The organism is Nocardioides sp. NPDC006303, assembly GCF_040613175.1.
Classification (GTDB): Bacteria; Actinomycetota; Actinomycetes; order Propionibacteriales; family Nocardioidaceae; genus Nocardioides.
Window position 1 is genome coordinate 33311 of the sequence record NZ_JBEXRR010000017.1, and the last position, 17813, is coordinate 51123.

Sequence of the window (17813 nt, forward strand, 5' to 3'; positions counted from 1 at the left end):
CTTTGGGAGAATGGACGGGTGAGCGACCATAGCGAGACGCCCGTGGAACTCCCTGCCGGATGGACGGCGAAGGTCCCAGACCTCGACGACCTGCCCGCCCTGCTGAGGCTGCGGGCGGTCGACAAGACGCCGTTCGAGGGCTCCGGAAAGGTCGATGCCGACGCCATCACCGGCGAGATCGCCGGCCCCGCTTCCTGGACCCGCCAGCAGCTCGTCGCGGTCGACCCCGCCGGCGACATCCGCGCCTGGGCCATCGCCCACGACCGCGCCGCAGGCCGCACGCTCGTCTACCTCTACGTCGACCGCACCATCGCCCAAGCCGCCGAGGTCGCGGCCGGGCTCTACGCCTGGCTCGAGGACCAGGCACGTTCGATGGCCGCGCTGCGCGGCATCACCGAGTCCCACCTCGACGCCAGCCCGTTCGCCGACGACACCGTGCAGCGGGAGTGGCTGGCCGCGGCGGAGTTCACCAACAAGCGCACCTGGCTGCACATGAGCCGGCCGGTGCTGCCCGACGAGAAGGTGCCCCCGCTCCGCGAAGGGGTGACGATCCGCCCGGTCGAGACCCACGAGAACGGCATGCCCGTCGCGGCCGACCTGCAGACGGTCCACCAGACCCTGGAGGAGTCCTTCCAGGACCACTTCAACTCCTACCGGGAGAGCTTCCCGGAGTTCGTACAGCGCCTCCGTGAGGACCCGGGTCACCGCTGGGACCACTGGTGGCTCGCGTATGTGGACGACACGCTGCCTGCGGGCTCGCTGGTCGCCTCGGTGCTGCCCGCGAATGCGGCCGGGGTCGAGGGGACGTACGTCGAGTACATCGGGGTCAACCGCAACGCCCGCGGCCGCGGGGTGGCGAAGGGGCTGCTCTACGCCGTCATCGGCGACGCCATCGAGCGCGGCCGTGACCGGGTCTCGCTCGAGGTCGACGCCGACAGCCCCACCGGGGCAGACGGGCTCTACAAGTCGATGGGCTGGGTGACCGACTACGTCACCGAGTCCTGGCACAAGGACGTCACGGTCTAGCCGTGTGAGGATCAGGCGCCGACGTCGGGGAGCTTGAGGTCGAGCGTCGGCGCCTCGGTGCCGCCGTCGACCTCGAGCATCTTCCCGGTGACGAACTGCCCGGCCCGGGAGGTCAGATAGACCACCGCGGCGGCGATGTCCTCCGCCTCCCCGATCCGTCCGAGCGGGGTCTTCGACTCGATCTCGCCGCGCATGGTGTCATCGCCCGCCACGAACTCGAGGGCACTGGTACGCACCGAGCCGACGAAGATGCCGTTGACCCGGATCCGCGGTGCCAGGTCTGTCGCGGCCAGCCGCGTCCAGTGCGCCAGCGCGGCCTTCGCGGTGCCGTAGGCCAGATAGCCGCGTCCCGCGGTGCGTCCCATCATCGAGCTGATCGACACCACCGACTGCTGTCCGTCCGGGCTCTTCACCAGGTACGGCACCGCCGCCCGCGTCAGCGCGTGCGCCGTGGTCACATTGAAGTGGAAGGCCTCCTCGAGGTAGCCCTCGTCGGTGTCGAGGAACGTGTTCGGGATCGTCCCGCCCACGTTGTTGACCACGATGTCGAGACGCCCGAACTCCTCGTACGCCGTCGCCGCCAGCCCCGCCGTCGCGTCCGTGTCGGCCAGGTCCGCCGGCACCACCAGCGCCCGCCGACCGGCAGCCTCGACCTTCTCGGCGACCTCCCGAAGCTGCTTCTCGGTGCGCGAGGCGATCACCACGTCCGCCCCGGCCTCGGCCAGCGCCACCGCGGTGGCCGCCCCGATCCCACGCCCCGCTCCCGTCACGACAGCCACATGGTCGGTCAGCCTGAATCGTTCGAGAATGCTCATCGTGTCTCCTGAAGTCTCGTCGAGAAGGTAGAAGTGGTGGCCGAATCTGTAGTTGTGGCGTACGAGTTGGTAGTTCTGGCGCTCGCCAGAACTGCAGATTCGCTCGCCACTTCTGCGATCTCGGCCGCCAAAGGTGCGGTTTCGGCGCCCACAACTGCCTACTCGGCGGCTACGAGGCCGCGGCCGGTGATCAGGGGGAGGTCGAGGGGGCTCACCAGGCCGGGTTCGGCGGCGACGACGGCGGGGATGGCGTTGACCAGGCGCTGGGCGGTGACGATCATCCCGGAGACGTTGTGGTCGCCGTGCTCGCCGTGGTGGCTGAACTCGACGGTCATCGACGGCTCGCCGGTGATCTCGATGCGGTAGCAGCCATCGCCGTTCGCCGGGGTGGGCCAATCGGGGTCGGACTCCGCGTCGGTCCGGGTGACGTGCTCGAGAGTGATGCGGGGGACTCCGTCGACGCTGCCGGTGACGGTGAAGCGTACGGAGCCCTGGGTGCCCTCCGCGATGTCCACCGACACAGTCTTGGTGTCCTTGACCGCCGGACGGCGCTCGACATGCTCGACGAGCGGCTCGTCGAGGGTCACCCCGAGACCGGCGGCGAGGACCCGGACGACGGGGCCCCAGGCGGTGCTCAGCACGCCCGGCTCCCACAGGAACGGCTTGTCCTCCAGCGAGCCCCCGAAGCCGAAGAGATCCTTCATCACGACCGGCTGGAAGTACGTCGAGTAGTCGGCGATCTCGCTGACCCGGAGGTGGTCGATCCGCTGGGACAGCGACGTCACCGCGAGCGGCAGGACGTCGTTGGCGAAGCCCGGGTCGATGCCGTTGACGTGCAGCGACGCACGGCCCTCGCGGCCTGCCTCGTCGATGCCCGAGATCATCTCGTCCGGCAGCGTCCCCTGCGGGTGCACCAGGATCACCGGCCCGGAGGAGACGACGTTGACCCCGTCCCGGATCAGCCCGGTCAGGTCCTCGATCGCCTCGAAGACCCGGTCGTCGGTCATCGCCGCGTGGACGACGCAGTCCGGGGCGAGCGCGAGCAGCTCGTCGCGCGACGTGGTCGCCGCCACCCCGAGCGTACGTCCGAGCCCGGCCAGCTCCCCGGCGTCCTGACCCGCCTTCGCCGGGGTCGAGGTCCAGACCCCGACCAGCTCCAGGTCGGGATGGGCATCGACTCCCGCGATCGCATGACGACCTACCGTCCCGGTGGACCAGACGACGACTCTGAGCGGCTTCTCGGGACTCTGTGGACCTCGGGGCGCGTGGGGCATGGCCCAAATCTAGAACGCGTTTCAGTTTCGCGAAAGTGATTCGCCGAGGAAACTCGCCGCCGCTACGTTGGCGCCCATGACCGAGGCACTCTTCGAGGACACCCGCCATCCGACCGGTGCCCCCTATGTCGCGGACGAGTCCACGACCCTGCGCACGTTCCTCGACTTCCACCGGGCGACCCTGCTCAGGCAGGTCGCGGGCCTCGACCACGAGCAGCTCAACCGTCCCTTCCCGCCCACCGCCATGACGCTGGCCGGACTCCTCAAGCACATGGCGTACGTGGAAGACATCTGGTTCGGCGTACGCCTGGCGGGCAACAGCCCGGTCCCGCCGTTCGACACGGCTCCCTGGGACGACGACAAGGACTGGGAGTTCACCAGCGCCTCCGAGGATGATCCCGAGGCGCTGTGCACCCTGCTCCGCGACGCGATCGCTCGCTCCAACGAGCTCACCGACGCGGCTGGCTCCCTCGACCAGATCGCGGCCGGCACGACCCGCGACGGCCAGTCGATCAGCCTGCGCTGGATCCTGGTCCACATGATCGAGGAGTACGCCCGCCACTGCGGCCACGCCGACCTCATGCGCGAGGCCATCGACGGAAAGGTTGACCTCTGATGCAGATCCGCGAAGCGACGGCCGAGGACTGGCCGCAGATCTACCCGTTCTGGTCAGAGATCGTGGCGGCGGGGGAGACCTACGCCTACCCCGAAGGCCTGTCCTCCGAGGAGGCCAAGGACCTGTGGATGTACGACCACGTGGTCGTCGCGGTCGAGGGCGACGCCAAGGACGAGCACATCCTCGGCAGCGCCAAGATGGGCCCCAACCGCCCGGGCCGCGGCGGCCACATCGGCACCGCCTCGTTCATGGTCTCGCCGAACGCCCGCGGCAAGGGCGTCGGCCGCGCCCTCGGCGACTACTGCGTGAGCTGGCACCGCGAGCAGGGCTTCCACGGCATTCAGTTCAACGCGGTCGTGGAGACCAACACCACCGCCGTACGCCTGTGGAAGTCCCTTGGGTTCCAGATCATCGGGACCGTCCCGGACGCGTTCGACTCGACGTCGCACGGCCGGGTCGGCCTCCATGTGATGTATCTGCCGCTGGCCTGACCTCAGGCGGTCGCGGGGAAGGCGATGCCCGTGTTGGCGTGGCAGCGGTAGCCGTTGGGAACGCGGTCCAGGTACTGCTGGTGCGCAGGCTCGGCGGCGTAGAAGGTCGGGACCTCGCGGATCTCGGTGGTGATCTCGCCGTAGCCCCGCCGGGCGATCTCGTCGCCGTAGACCTTCGTCAGCTCCTCAGCGGTCTCCCGCTGCGCGTCGGAGACGTAGTAGAGCGCCGAGCGGTACTGGGTCCCGACGTCGTTGCCCTGCCGCATCCCCTGCGTCGGGTCGTGCACCTCGAAGAACTTCTTCACGAGGTCCGCGTAGGAGACCACGGTGGGGTCGAAGACGACCCGGACCGCCTCGGTGTGGTTGGTCTGGCCGCTGCAGACCTCCTCGTAGGTCGGGTTGGCCGTGGTGCCGCCCTGGTACCCGACGGCGGTCGAGTAGACCCCCGGTGTCTGCCAGAAGATCTCCTCGGCGCCCCAGAAACAGCCGAGACCGAAGTACGCCACCTCAGCCCCTTCCGGCGCGGTGCCGTCCTCGGCGGAGGCGAGCAGCGGGGTCCCCAGGACGCGGTGCTTGGCGGGCAGGTCGAAGAGGGCCTGGTCGCGCCCGGCGAGGGTGCGGTCCTCGGGGAAGAGCTGTCGTGGTCGACCGAACATGAGTGACCTCCAGAAAGTCAGGGTTACTATCAGTCTCCAACACAGTTCGACGTGCGAACGTTCCCGGATGGGCCGCGAGGTGGGATCGGACGTAGGCTCGCGGTGTGAGCGAGCAGCAGCACCTCGGCAAGGCCGGTTTCGAGACCAAGGCGATCCACGCGGGCTACGAGCCCGACCCGACGACGGGTGCGGTGATCCCGCCGATCTACGCCACCACGACCTACAAGCAGGACGGCGTCGGTGGCCTGCGCAACGGCTATGAGTACAGCCGCTCCGCCAACCCGACCCGCACCGCGCTCGAGGGTGCGCTGGCGGCGGTCGAGGAGGGCGAGAAGGGGTTCGCCTTCGCCTCCGGTCTGGCCGCCGAGGACACCCTGATCCGCAGTCTGATGCGTCCCGGTGACCACATGGTCATCCCCGACGACGCCTACGGCGGCACCCACCGGCTGATCGACAAGGTCGAGAGCCAGTGGGGGATCGCGCACACGCCGGCTCAGGTCGCCGACGTAGACGCGGTCGCGGCCGCGATCCAGCCGGGCAAGACCAAGGTCGTCTGGGTCGAGACGCCGACCAACCCGCTGCTCAACATCGCCGACATCTCGGCCCTGGCCTCGGTCGCCCACGAGTCCGGTGCACTGCTGGTCGTCGACAACACCTTCGCCAGCCCCTACCTGCAGCAGCCGCTCACCCTGGGCGCCGACGTCGTGGTTCACTCCACGACGAAGTACGTCGGTGGCCACTCCGACGTCGTCGGCGGCGCCGTGGTCGTCCGCGACCTCGGGCTCGCCGAGAAGATCGGCTACCTCCAGAACGCCGCCGGTGCGATCGCCGACCCGTTCGGTGCCTGGCTGACGCTTCGCGGCCTCAAGACCCTGGCCGTACGCATGGACCGACACTGCGACAACGCCGAGCGCGTCGCCGACTTCTTGACCTCGCACCCGAAGGTCGGCGAGGTCATCTACCCGGGCCTGGAGACGCATCCCGGCCACACGACCGCCCAGAAGCAGATGAAGCGGTTCGGCGGCATGATCTCCTTCCGCGTCGAGGGCGGCGAGGCCGCTGCGCTCGCGGTGTGCGAGCGCACCAAGATCTTCACGCTGGGCGAGTCGCTCGGCGGTGTCGAGAGCCTGATCGAGCACCCGGGGCGGATGACGCACGCGTCGGTCGCGGGCACCGACCTCGAGGTGCCGGCCGACCTGGTGCGGCTCTCCGTCGGGATCGAGTACGCCGAGGACCTCGTCGCGGACCTCGAGCAGGCCCTTGACCAGAGCTGAAGCGCCCCAGACCGCTGTCTGCGTCGACTTCGGCTCCACTTGGACCAAGGCGCTCCACGTCGACCTCGTCTCCGGCGAGATCCTCGGCACCGCGAGCGCACCGACGTCGCTGCACGAGGTGATGGAGGCGTACGACGCCTGCCTGGCCGCTCTCACCGAGAAGGACTCCCGGGCGGCCGACGCCGAGATCCTCGCCTGCTCGTCGGCCGGCGGTGGTCTCCGGATCGCCGTGGTCGGCAACGAGGAGCTGGTGACCGCCGAGGCCGGGCGGCGTGTGGCGCTGTCCAGCGGCGGCAAGGTCGTCGCGGTCGTCTCGATGGCCTCACCTGACGCCAGAACCGCACTTCGCCGCACACTCGACACGACAAAGCCGGACCTTGTGCTGCTCACGGGAGGAACGGATGGAGGCAACGGGGAGGCGTTGCTCCAGGGCGCGGAGGAACTGGCAGCGGCAACACGCGCCGGCGTGTGGCACGGCCCGGTGGTAGTTGCCGGCAACAACGCGGTTGTTGATCAGGCCGCCGGGTATATGGCAAACACCAAGGTGGGCCTCGACGTCATTGTCGCCGACAACGTCGTTCCCAAGATCGGCGTGCTGGCCCCCGAGAGCGCCCGCGCGGCGGTCCGGGAGATGTTCCTCGAGCACGTGATCGGCGGCAAGAACCTCAGCAGCCGGGCCGACTTCCGGCGGATCGTCCAGGGGGCGACGCCCGATGTCGTTCTCCAGGGAGTCGAGACGCTGGCCGAGGTGCTCGGCGAGGACGTGGTCGTCGTCGACGTCGGCGGCGCCACGACCGACGTGCACAGCGTGGTCCGTCCCGACCCCGAGGCGGAGCACGTACGCGAGGAGGTCGTCGCCGTCACCCCTGTGACCCGCACTGTCGAGGGCGATCTGGGCATGCGCTGGTCGGCGACCACGACCCTCGCGGCGGCCGACCACTCCGACCCGAGCCTCGCCGAGTCGGATCTCTCCGGCGAGGTCGAGCATCGGCGCAACCACCCCGGCTGGCTGCCGCGCACCGAGCAGGACAAGGACATCGACGAGCTTCTGGCGAGGATCGCGATCTCCACGGCCCTGCAGCGGCACGCGGGACGCTCCCGGGTCGTCCTGTCCCCGAGCGGCAAGGTCATCGAGCGCACCGGCACCGACCTGCGCCGGGTCGGCGTGGTGATCGGCTCCGGCGGCGTTCTCCGGCACGGTCGCCGGGGCATCGAGGAGCGGGTGATGCGCTGGTCGGCGCGCGGCGGATGGCAGCTCCCGGAGCGACCACTGCGGGCGGTCGACAGCGACTACGTGCTCGCCGCGGTGGGCCTGCTTGCGAGGTCGCGCCCCGCGACGGCCCGGCACCTTGCGACCCACCTCACACCCTCCCGGTAGCCTCTGTCAGGTGACAGATCAGGGGGATGTTCCCGGGGGCGAGAAGCGGACCGCCAAGGATGGCCTCGAGCGGATGAAGGGCGCGTTCAGACGCAGCCGAGAGACGCGCGAGGCACATCGCTTCGCCCAGGAGGAAGCCGACGCGCGCGAGTCCGCCGAGGTTGCCAAGGAGGCCGCCGCGGAGGCCCGTGAGTCGGCCGAGAACTTCGCGCTGCGCCTCGTCAACCAGTTCGAGCGCCTGCGCGAGGAGCGCCAGGAGCAGCTGGCCGCCCCCGAGCCGGTGACGCCGCCCAAGGCCGTCAGCCGCACCTACGTCCCCTATGGCGTCGAGCTCTCCGCGCAGTGGGCCTGGCGGTTCCTGGTCATCGTTGCCGCCGGATACCTCATCGTCCGCGCACTCGGCTACCTCAGCATCGTCGTGGTCCCGGTGGTCATCGCGCTGCTGATCGCCGCGCTCGTCTCCCCGATCGTCAACGGCCTGGCCCGGATAGGGCTGAAGCGGAGCATCTCGGCGCTCTTCGTGGTGATCGGCGTGCTCGTGGCGGTCATCGCCATGCTGAGCTTCGCCGGCACGCAGGTCGCCAACGGCTTCAACGACCTGGCCGGGCAGACCGTCAAGGCGCTCGACGAGATCCGCGACTGGCTGATCAACGGGCCGTTCAACGCGAGCGAGACCCAGATCGACACCTGGCTCAACACGGTGCAGAACACCCTGGAGGAGTGGGCGGCGTCGTACGCCTCCAACCCATTCTCCCGGGTCAGCGAGGTCGGCGGGGTCGCCCTCGACGTCTTCGCCGGCCTGTTCATCGTGCTCTTCTCCACCTACTTCTTCTGCGCCGAGGGCGAGCGGATCTGGGGCTGGCTGGTCCGCCTCGCGCCGCGGGCCGCCCGCAGCCGGATGGACAGCTCCGGCCGGGTCGCCTGGGTGTCGCTGACCCAGTTCACCCGGGCGACGGTCATCGTGGCCGCGGTCGACGCGGTCGGCATCATGATCATCGCCACAGCCCTGCAGGTCCCGTTCGTCGCGGCGATCGGCGTGCTCGTCTTCCTGAGCTCGTTCGTGCCCCTGATCGGTGCCACCGTCGCGGGCGCGGTCGCCGTGCTCGTCGCGCTGGTCTCCCAGGGACCGGTGACGGCACTGCTGATGCTCGGCGGCGTGATCCTGGTCCAGCAGCTCGAGGCCCACGGCCTGCAGCCGTTCCTGCTCGGCCGCTGGGTCCGGGTCCACCCGCTCGGCGTCATCCTGGCGGTCGCGACCGGCATCGTGCTCGGTGGCGTGGCGGGTGCGCTCGTGGCCGTGCCGCTGGTGGCGGCCCTCAACGCGGTGGCCAACCACCTGACCGCCACGGCCCCGGCTCAGGCGCCGACGTCGCCTCCGCCTCCGTTGCCGGCCAACGGGCCGACCTCCCCACCCCCGCCGAGCCCAGGAGCAGGCAGTGCCTGAGATGCATGGTCAGCCGACGTACGACGACATCCTCGAGGCCCGCGAGCTGCTGCGCGACCACATCACCGAGACGCCTGTCCAGGGAGCCCGCTGGCTCACCGACATGATCGGCGACACGGTCATCCTCAAGTGCGAGAACCTGCAGCGTACGGGCTCCTTCAAGGCCCGCGGGGCCTTCGTACGCATCGCCCGGCTGACCGAGGAGCAGCGCAAGAACGGGGTGGTGGCCGCGAGCGCGGGCAACCACGCCCAGGGCGTCGCGCTGGCGGCGACCACCCTCGGCATCCCGTCCACCGTCTTCATGCCCGAAGGCGCGCCGATCCCGAAGGAGAAGGCCACCCGGGCGTACGGCGCGGAGGTGATCTTCGAGGGGCAGTACGTCGACCAGTGCCTCGAGGCCGCGATGGCCTTCGCCGAGCGCACCGGTGCCGTGATGATCCACCCGTTCGACCACCCCGACGTCGTCGCGGGCCAAGGGACGATCGGGCTCGAGATCCTCGAGCAGGCACCGGACGTGAAGACGGTCGTCATCCCGCTCGGCGGTGGCGGCCTGCTCGCCGGTGCGGCGCTCGCGATCAAGGCGAAGCACCCCGACGTGAAGGTGGTCGGCGTGCAGGCCGAGACGGCCGCCGCCTACCCGGTCTCGCTGCGCGAGGGCCGTCCGATCCGGCTCGACAAGATGCCGACGATGGCCGACGGCATCGCGGTCGGCCTGCCGGGAGAGACCAACTTCCCGATGATCCAGACCTACGTCGACGAGATCCGTACAGTCTCGGAGGAGGCGATCTCGAGCGCGCTGCTGGCGCTCGCCGAGCGGGCCAAGCTGGTCGTCGAGCCCGCCGGCGCGGTCGGTGTGGCCGCTCTGATGGACGCGCCCGAGGCCTTCGAGGGCCCCGTAGTGGTGGTGCTCTCCGGCGGCAACATCGACCCGCTCCTGCTCGGCAAGGTGATCCAGCACGGCATGACGCTGGCCGGGCGCTACCTGCCGGTCGCGGTGACGATCCCCGACCAGCCCGGGGCGCTGGCCACCTTGCTGTCGGTGATCGGCGACACCGGAGCCAACGTCATGGAGGTTGTGCACTCGCGTACGAACCCCGGACTGCGGCTCGCCGAGGTCGGGGTGCAGCTCCAACTGGAGACCCGAGGTCAGACCCACGCCGAGCGAGTGCTCGAACAGCTGCGCAGCAAGGGATATCCGGCGACCACGTACCAAGGCCACGCCTGACGTTCCGGGGAACGGTCCCGAGGTCAGATTGCGCGACGTTTCGGTCGCGAACTGTCTTCGGGTGTGGTTGCCTTGTTAAACTGAACCTTCTGACAATCTCCCGCGGAACGTTCGGCTGGGTGAAACCATGCCCGCAAAGCAGGGAGAAAAGGCGCCGGTTGATGGGGGTTGACCGGCGCCCCTTACCTATTCACTACCCATCAGGAGTAACTCGCTATGACTCAGTCGACCGAGACCACGGCTGCCACTATCTGGCTCAGCAAGGGTGCATTCGACAAGCTCACCGCCGAGTTGGAAGACCTGAAGGGCCCCCGACGCCAGGAGATCCTTGCCGAGATCAGCTCTGCCCGCGACGAAGGTGACCTCAAGGAGAATGGCGGCTACCACGCCGCTCGCGAGGAGCAGGGCAAGCTCGAGGGTCAGATCCAGCAGCTCGAGGCATTGCTGCGCAAGGCCGACACCACCGTCCCCGAGGACGACGGTGTCGTCTCGGTCGGAAAGCTGGTCACGTTCAAGTTCGAGGGCGATGACGACGACGAGGCCGAGACCCGCCTCATCGCCTCGATCGAGATGAAGGACTACGCGGGCGGCGTCGAGATCTCCTCTGCCGCCTCGCCCATCGGCGCTGCCCTCATCGGTGCCAGCGTCGGTGACACCGTGACCTACGAGGGTCCTCGCGGGCCGCTCAAGGTCGAGATCCTGAAGACTGAGGTTTTCACCGGGTAGGAATACCCGGTTAACCGGTGATCCCTGCACTTCTCTGGCAATGCAACGCCAGAGAAGTGCAGGGATTGCCTGAGAAGTACGGTCAGTCGACCGTGCACTCACCCCACTCGACCCGCAGCGCGCGGCGCTCGGTCGGGATGGTGATCGTCTGGCGCCCCTCGGTGGCGGTGAACTCGAGGTGGCCGACCTTCTCCTCCTGGTCGTCCTCGGCCTCGACGGAGCAGACCGGCTTGGCGTCCTTGTCGTGGAGACGTACGACGAAGGTCACCTCGACCTCGTTCTCGCTGACCGCCTCCCACTTCTCCAGCCCGGAGGAGACCTCAGGGTGAAGGGCCATCCACAGCGCCCAGCCGAACCAGCCGACGACGGCGACTAGGGCGAGGACCAGCCCGACCATGAGTACGCCCGGCCGACGGCGCGGGCCGCGGCCGTAGCGGGCCGCGATGCGGGATTCTTCAGAGTTCATGGCTTCGGGCTCCGCTTCAGCAGACTCACGGCTTCGGGATCCGCTTTCGGCAGATGACGGCGTGCTCACGGGAAACATGGTCCCACCTCGCCGAAGGAGACCGCACATCCGTCCCCGGACGCCTACCACCAAAGTTGTCCGCGGAGTGGGAGCGGGTAACCGATTGGTGAGACGGAGCGTGGTTAGGATTGAACCCATGCCAGAGCAGCTCCAGCAGGCGTTCCGCCTGATGCACGTGCACGCGCACCCCGACGACGAGTCGAGCAAGGGCGCGGGGATCACCGCGAAGTACGTCGCCGAAGGGGTCGACGTCCATGTCGCGACGTGTACGGGCGGCGAGCGGGGCGACATCCTCAACCCGAAGATGGAGCGCCCCGGGATCCTGGAGAACATCCACGAGATCCGCCGCGAGGAGATGCACCGCGCCCGCGACATCCTCGGCATCAAGCAGGACTGGCTCGGCTTCGTCGACTCCGGTTGGGTCGAGGAGTTCATGTTGGTCAAGGAGATGGGGGCCAAGGACTGGTCGCTGCTCCCCGAGGGCTGCTTCGGCCGGACGCCGCTCGAGGTGAGCACGCGCCGGCTCGTCGAGATCATCCGCTCCTTCCGGCCGCATGTGGTCACGACGTACGACGAGAACGGTGGCTACCCCCACCCGGACCACATCATGTGCCACCGGGTCTCGGTGGAGGCGTTCCGGGCGGCGGGCGACCCTGACCTGTTCCCGGATGCGGGTGAGCCGTGGCAGCCGCTGAAGCTCTACTACAGCCACACCTTCAACTACCCCCGCATGATCGCCCTGCACGAGGCGATCAAGCGTCATGGCCTGGCCTCGCCGTACGAGGAGCGCCTCGAGGAGTGGAAGCCGGATCCGGGCTGGGACGAGCGGGTCACCACGAAGGTCGAGTGCGCCGAGTTCTTCGGCGTACGTGACCAGGCCCTGCTCGCGCACGCCACCCAGATCGACCCCGACGGCCCCTGGTTCGCGGTGCCCCGGGAGATCGAGAAGGAGGCCTGGCCGACCGAGGACTACGAGCTGGTGACCTCCTACGTGCCGGTGCCCGAGGCGGAGAAGCGCGAGGAGACCGATCTCTTCGCCGGTCTCGAGGTCTCCACCGCCGACGACGAGGGCAAGGCCGCAGTCGGACGCGACATCAGCTTCGGCAAGGTCGTCACCGCCTGAGCTTTCCTCAGGAGAGGGTGAGACAATGTCGGTATGTCCGGCCTCCCGATGACGACGCACACACTGCACACCTCCCAGCCCGCTCCTGAGCCCACCCCGCCGCAGGACGAGGACGTGGTCGCGGGCTGGACCGCCTTCGGCATCTTCATCGCGCTCTGCGTCGCCGTCGCGGTGATCGCGTGGAGCATGCTGCGTCAGTTCAAGAAGGTCGAGAAGGCCAAGGTCGAGGGTGTCTTCGGCGAGGAGGCCCAGGCCGAGGCGATCGCCCAGCAGGCCGCCAAGGACGAGATCAAGAAGCTGAAGCGCTAGCTTCCGCCTGCCGGCGGCGTCGCACGAGCCACCACCCGCCGGCACCGACCAGCGCGATCGCGCCGAGGGTGCCGCCGAGTTGGAGCAGAGCGCTGAGGCCGGTTGCCGCGGGCCGGGACTCGTCGAGGGACCAGCCGTGGGAGCGGGTGGTCCCTGCGTACGCCGCCTTCTGACCGTTCGGCCCCGAGGCAAGGGTCTGGTACGCCGGATGCAGGTCGGTCATCATGTCGATCTCGATCTTCGTGGCCGAGGCCGGTGACGGGCAGTCGAAGGTGACCGTGGTGCCGTCGGCGATCAGATCCTCGCCCGCCTCGACCGACCCGTCGCAGCCCTCGATCCGGATGTGATCGAGCACGTAGTCGGCGTAGGCCTCCGACCGCGCCAGCGCCTTCTCGTCACCGGGCTCGTAGAGGACGACGCCGTCGAGCGTCATCCGGTCCGGCGGCAGGGCCCCGACCTGCACCGCCAGGTAGGCGATGTCGTCGGTGGCCCCGAACCGCCAGGTCACCTCGGGAGAGCCGGTGGTGCCGGCGATGGTCGCGGTCTGAGGGGCTCCGAACGGATGAGCGGAGGCGGGCACGGCCGCGGTGGCCGCCAGCACGAGGCCGGCGACCACCGCGAGTGCCCGGAGGAGACGAGCCACTAACGCTGCCTGACCGTCAGCGAGAGGTCCGTCGTGGCCGGTGCGTGCGTGTCGTCACCCGGGTAGAAGACCTGTACCTGGTGACGGCCCGGCGGCGGCAGCACGTCGACCTCGCACTCGGCGCCGCCGCGTCGGACGCGCGCCTCGCAGAGGACGTCCTCACCGATGAGGAACTGCACCGTGCCGGTGGCGCTGCGCGGCGCGACCGACGTACGCAACACCAGGTCCCGCCCGAAGCGGACCGTGACGTCCTTCGCGGTGAGCGTGACCGGGGTCAGCTCGGGCGTGTCGGCTTCTTCCACGACGACCGCGCGCGAGGCGACGGCCTGGTTGCCGTTGGAGTCGGTGACCGTGTAGGTCAGCGGGTAGGCGCCCGGCGTGTTCACATCGACGCTGCCGGAGACCTGGATGCTGCCGGTGAGGTCGCCGTCGGTGTTGTCGGTCGCGCTGACCCCGTCCAGCGGGTCGAACTCCGCGCCCACCTCGATCGTCGTCGAGGCCGGGACCGTCAGCACCGGCGGCGTCGCGTCGGTGCCGGCCGCGGTGGCCAGGAAGACGCCGCCGAACTGGTCGATCGAGCCGAGCGTCTGGGCTTCACCGGTGCGTGAGGTCGAGGTCCAGGCGTACACCTCGCCCTCGGTCAGCCCGGCCCACTCCGCCGTCGCCGGCCAGCCCGAACGCGCGGTGTCGGTGCCGATCACGGTGTCGGTCGGGGTGACCACGGTCAGCGCATCGGTCGTGAAGGACGTACGCCTGGTGGAGAGGTCCACGGGGAGCGTGAGGTTGTCCTCGGCGCCGTTGTAGCGGTGCCGGTCGTCGTACTCCGTCGCCCCGAAGTCGTCCAAGTGCGGGGAGTAGGTGTCGATCGACATCTCCGCGCGCTCGGTGTCGAACTGCAGCAGGCGCAGGTAGGAGGCGCCGAACTGCAGCAGGTCGGTCGACTTGTGGTCCACCGTCCCGTCGCCGTTCAGGTCGATGTTGCCGGCCGCGTCGACCGAGTCGGGGAAGAGCTCACCGGCGGTCACCTTGTAGAACTGGTAGTCGGCGAGCAGCTCCACGACGTTGTGCGAGACCGTGGCGCCGATGCCGCGCTTGAGGTTGGTGCCGACGCCGTGCTCGTGGCCGGCGAGGACCAGGAACACGTTGGGGTTGGCCTCTACGACCTGGTCGAAGAGCCGGGAGCCGTCGGTGGAGAAGTTGGCCCCACGCCCGTCGGGAGCCGAGGAGGGCGCCAGGTAGGCGTGGGTGCTCAGGATGCCGTTGCGGTCCGGGAAGCGCGCGAAGATCTCGCTCGCCCAGTCCGCCTCCTCCGGAGTGACGCCGTAGGAGAGACCGACGGCGACGAAGTCGAGCCCGCCGGCGGAGAAGAGCACGTAGTTGTTCTGGTTGTCCGTGCCCGGCGTGACCACATTGCCGGAGCCGTCGGTCACCTCGTCCCAGGCGTGGTAGGACGCGCCCTCGGGCCATCCCTGTGCTGCCTGGTAGTAGCGCTCCGGGCTGAAGTAGCGGCTGAACCGCGACTGCGCACCGGTCTCGCGGCCACCCTGGTTGTCGTGGTTGCCCGCGACCACCTGGTTGACCACGCCCGCCTCGTCGAGGATCCCCTGCGCGTCCGAGGTGAACTCGAACTCGCGGGTGATCTGCTCGTCGAGCCCCGGGTAGAGCAGGTTGCCGTTGGCGTCGGTGGCCAGCGGGTCCTTGGTGTCGTTCTCGGTCACGTCACCGGTGTGGGAGGTGAACGCGATCTTGCGCTGGTCGGCGTTGTCGCGGATCCACTCGGTCTCGGCTCGGTAGGCCCGCTGCCACACCGCCTGCTCCTCGACCAGCTGCACGTCCGAGGGCTCCTCGATCCCGTTGAAGTTCTCGTACGTCCCGCCGGCCGCACCCTCGGCGATGTACTGGGTGTCGGTGAAGTGGGCGAAGGAGAAGTCGTAGTCGTCGGGGTTCTCGAAGTGGTCCTTGTCATCGGCGGCCGAGTCGTCGCGCGGCGAGAGGTCGTCGGCGAACGGGTCGATGCCGGTCACCAGGACGTGCACGACGCCGTTGTCGACGTGGGCGGCGAGCGCGCGGCCCTGCAGCGTGGTGTCGCCGTCCGCGATTCCGCGGCCGGAGGCGAGTTCGTCCCAGCGGCTCTCGACGGTGTTCCACACCCGCAGCGAGACCGAGCGGGCCGGGTCAGCCGTGCCGGTCCAGACCACGTGGCGACGCGAGTCGGAGGCCGGGACGGAGACGTCGTAGCGCTGGAACGGGATCAGCTTGCTCGAGACGCTGTCGGTGGTCTGCCCGTCCGGCTTCTGGTTCCCGGCGATCGTCTCGGGGGAGGAGTAGTCGAACTCGAGCGCGCTCGGGAGCACCGGCACGACCCCCTGGAAGCCGCCGTCGGCGCCCGAGGCGGAGGCCGCCTTGAAGGTGGTGGTCACGTCCGACCCGTCGGGGCTGTTGGCGATCGCGGTGAGCGTCACCTTCCCCTTGCCCTGACCGGTGTCGGTGCCGCCGCCGGTCGGGATGGCATCAGAGGTGAACGTCGAGGTGTGTGCGACCGGACGTCCGAAGACGTCCTTCGCGGCGATCTCGATGGTGTGCTCGCCGCGAGCGAGGCCGGCGCCGATCTCCTGACCGGGCAGGATCGGGTCGCCGTCGAGCGTGTACGTCCAGCCGGAGGCGTTGCCCTGGTTGGTGATGTCGACGGCGAACTCGGTCGGCGTGGTGATGTGCGAACCGGCCGCGGGGGTGGTGCCGTTGACGACCACTCCGGCGTCGCGTACGTCACCGAGCGCGGCCACGTTGAGGGCGTTGGCCTGGTCGGCCGTGAGCACGTCGGTGAAGATCCGCGCGGTGCGTACGGTGACCGGCGACCAGAACTGGTTGACCGAGTCGGCCCCGACGTAGAAGGAGTTGAGGGCGTTGCCACCGGGACGGGTCAGCGGGGCGGGAGCGGCGATCGAGGCGGCCAAAGCGCCGTCGACGTACAGGCGGGCGGTCGAGCCGTCCCAGGTGCCGACGGCGTGGTACCAGCGGCCGGACTCGATCTCGACCTGGGCGTTGCGGTAGGCACCGCCGGCGTGGACCGCGAAGGTCAGCTTGCCGCTGTAGACGACGATCGAGTAGCCGCCGCCCTCCTTCTCCGAGCAGATCGAGTGCTCGGTCCCGTTCGGGAAGATGCCGTTGTCCTTGAAGGTGCACTCGATGGAGACCTGCTCGTCGATCTGGCCCCAGGCTGAGGAGCCCATCGCATAGGCGTACGCGTCGTTGGCCCCGTCGAAGGAGGCGACCTTCGCGTCCAGCGCGGTGTCGTCGGAGATCACTGGCTCCCCGACCGGGGTCACGGCGCGACCGGTGTCGTCGGCCGGGGTGCCGTCGTCGAAGTCGACGTCGAGCACGTCCGCGGCCGGCACCGGGGGAGCGGTGTCGTAGGAGCCGGCCAGCGCCGCGGCCTCGGCATCGGTCACCGCCCGGGCGAAGAGGGAGGCAGCGGCGAACGAGGCGGGCGGCGCCGGCTGGCCGATCCCGGTGGGAGCCGAGTCGGCGCCGACCACGAAGCGGCGCGAGGTCGCGGCCGGGGCCTGCAGCGCGCCGGTGGCGGCGGTCGAGCCGGCCTTGGTGCCGTTGACGTACAGGCTCAGCGTCTGGCCGTCCCAGACCGAGAGCACGTGGTACCAGCGGTTGGCCGTGATCGGGGTCAGCACCGTCTTGTAGCCGCCGCCGATGTGGGCCATCGTGCCCAGGTTGGAGCCGGTCACGTAGACCGAGTAGCCGCCCGCCTCCTTGTTGGAGCAGAGGTCCTTCTCGTTGGTGGTGGGCAGCGTGGTCTCGACCCGGAAGACGCACTCGATGGTGAAGCCCTGCTGCAGGTCGGCCCACGGGTCGTGCTCGACGGAGACCGCGTCGTCGGTGCCGTCGACGGTCATGACATCGGTCGGCGGCTCGGCGAGGGTGTCGTCGGTGCCGTACGTCGGCGCACCCCAGGTGCGCGGCTCGAGCGACTGGGCGCGCTCGTGCGGCGCGCCGCCCTCGAAGTCGATGTCGAGTACGTCGGGTGTCGGCGCGTCCACGGTCGCCAGCGCGGCGCGCGGCGGGCCGGTCAGCGGTGCGCCGACGGAGGTGTAGGTCGACGCGCTGGCGGAGGCGACGGCGTCACCGGGCAGGGCGGCGATGACACCGCCGGCGAGGGCCAGACCGGCGGCAACGGCGACCAGTCGCCTACGTCCGGGTCTGGCGAGGCTGGCACTCGTTGGTGCGAACACGATGCTCCTTGGGGTCGTGCGGCATGACGTGCGGCATCGCCCG

16 protein-coding genes are annotated in these 17813 nt (G+C 69.5%); 10 read left to right on the forward strand and 6 right to left on the reverse strand.

Annotated features, from left to right (window positions below):
* The first annotated feature begins 42 nt into the window (after positions 1-42).
* The gene (locus tag ABZY89_RS14875) at positions 43-1026 is read left to right on the forward strand and encodes a GNAT family N-acetyltransferase (RefSeq protein ID WP_355228304.1); all 984 of its coding nucleotides are present in this window, start codon (positions 43-45) and stop codon (positions 1024-1026) included.
* A gap of 11 nt (positions 1027-1037) precedes the next feature.
* On the opposite strand, the gene ABZY89_RS14880 is transcribed toward ABZY89_RS14875, so the two are convergent.
* Together ABZY89_RS14880 and ABZY89_RS14885 are read right to left on the reverse strand one after the other, a co-directional pair.
* On the reverse strand, positions 1038-1841 hold the full coding sequence (locus ABZY89_RS14880; RefSeq protein WP_355228305.1) for an SDR family oxidoreductase: 804 nt from the start codon (positions 1839-1841) through the stop codon (positions 1038-1040).
* A gap of 158 nt (positions 1842-1999) precedes the next feature.
* Complete coding sequence (locus ABZY89_RS14885) at positions 2000-3115, reverse strand: diacylglycerol kinase (protein ID WP_355228307.1); 1116 nt, start codon at positions 3113-3115, stop codon at positions 2000-2002.
* A 76-nt stretch (positions 3116-3191) separates the two neighbouring features.
* Here ABZY89_RS14885 and ABZY89_RS14890 point away from each other — a divergent pair, with 76 nt between their 5' ends.
* Positions 3192-3731, forward strand: coding sequence for a DinB family protein (locus ABZY89_RS14890; protein ID WP_355228309.1), 540 nt, complete (start codon positions 3192-3194; stop codon positions 3729-3731).
* Positions 3731-4222 carry an N-acetyltransferase gene (locus tag ABZY89_RS14895; protein ID WP_355228311.1) on the forward strand — a complete coding sequence of 164 codons (492 nt, stop codon included), beginning with the start codon at positions 3731-3733 and terminating at the stop codon, positions 4220-4222. The genes ABZY89_RS14890 and ABZY89_RS14895 overlap by 1 nt, the downstream gene beginning before the upstream one ends.
* Before the next feature lie 2 nt (positions 4223-4224).
* Here ABZY89_RS14895 and msrA read toward each other — a convergent pair whose 3' ends face one another.
* Positions 4225-4878, reverse strand: a complete 654-nt coding sequence (gene msrA / locus ABZY89_RS14900) for a peptide-methionine (S)-S-oxide reductase MsrA (protein ID WP_355228313.1) — start codon at positions 4876-4878, stop codon at positions 4225-4227.
* Between the two features lie 104 nt (positions 4879-4982).
* On the opposite strand from msrA, the gene ABZY89_RS14905 reads away from it, so the two are divergent.
* From ABZY89_RS14905 to greA, 5 genes are all read left to right on the forward strand, one after another.
* Positions 4983-6152, forward strand: a complete 1170-nt coding sequence (locus ABZY89_RS14905) for a cystathionine gamma-synthase (RefSeq protein ID WP_355228315.1) — start codon at positions 4983-4985, stop codon at positions 6150-6152.
* The gene (locus ABZY89_RS14910; RefSeq protein WP_355228317.1) at positions 6139-7530 is read left to right on the forward strand and encodes a glutamate mutase L; all 1392 of its coding nucleotides are present in this window, start codon (positions 6139-6141) and stop codon (positions 7528-7530) included. The genes ABZY89_RS14905 and ABZY89_RS14910 overlap by 14 nt, the downstream gene beginning before the upstream one ends.
* Positions 7531-7540: 10 nt before the next feature.
* Complete coding sequence (locus ABZY89_RS14915; protein WP_355228319.1) at positions 7541-8974, forward strand: AI-2E family transporter; 1434 nt, start codon at positions 7541-7543, stop codon at positions 8972-8974.
* A gap of 1 nt (position 8975) precedes the next feature.
* Entirely contained in the window at positions 8976-10199 is a 1224-nt protein-coding gene (gene ilvA, locus ABZY89_RS14920) for a threonine ammonia-lyase (RefSeq protein ID WP_355228439.1), read from the forward strand.
* A 216-nt stretch (positions 10200-10415) separates the two neighbouring features.
* Positions 10416-10925 carry a transcription elongation factor GreA gene (greA, locus tag ABZY89_RS14925; protein WP_355228320.1) on the forward strand — a complete coding sequence of 170 codons (510 nt, stop codon included), beginning with the start codon at positions 10416-10418 and terminating at the stop codon, positions 10923-10925.
* Positions 10926-11007: 82 nt separating this feature from the next.
* On the opposite strand, the gene ABZY89_RS14930 is transcribed toward greA, so the two are convergent.
* Positions 11008-11391 (reverse strand): DUF4307 domain-containing protein, encoded by a 384-nt coding sequence (locus ABZY89_RS14930; protein WP_355228322.1) that lies wholly within the window; start codon positions 11389-11391, stop codon positions 11008-11010.
* A gap of 196 nt (positions 11392-11587) precedes the next feature.
* On the opposite strand from ABZY89_RS14930, the gene mca reads away from it, so the two are divergent.
* Together mca and ABZY89_RS14940 are read left to right on the forward strand one after the other, a co-directional pair.
* Positions 11588-12574, forward strand: coding sequence for a mycothiol conjugate amidase Mca (mca, locus tag ABZY89_RS14935; RefSeq protein ID WP_355228324.1), 987 nt, complete (start codon positions 11588-11590; stop codon positions 12572-12574).
* A 33-nt stretch (positions 12575-12607) separates the two neighbouring features.
* Positions 12608-12883, forward strand: a complete 276-nt coding sequence (locus ABZY89_RS14940; RefSeq protein WP_160024995.1) for a hypothetical protein — start codon at positions 12608-12610, stop codon at positions 12881-12883.
* Here ABZY89_RS14940 and ABZY89_RS14945 read toward each other — a convergent pair.
* Positions 12864-13526 carry a hypothetical protein gene (locus tag ABZY89_RS14945; RefSeq protein ID WP_355228325.1) on the reverse strand — a complete coding sequence of 221 codons (663 nt, stop codon included), beginning with the start codon at positions 13524-13526 and terminating at the stop codon, positions 12864-12866. The genes ABZY89_RS14940 and ABZY89_RS14945 overlap by 20 nt on opposite strands.
* Positions 13526-17770 (reverse strand): LamG-like jellyroll fold domain-containing protein, encoded by a 4245-nt coding sequence (locus tag ABZY89_RS14950; protein ID WP_355228327.1) that lies wholly within the window; start codon positions 17768-17770, stop codon positions 13526-13528. Before ABZY89_RS14950 ends, ABZY89_RS14945 begins: the two co-directional genes overlap by 1 nt.
* Positions 17771-17813 lie beyond the last annotated feature (43 nt).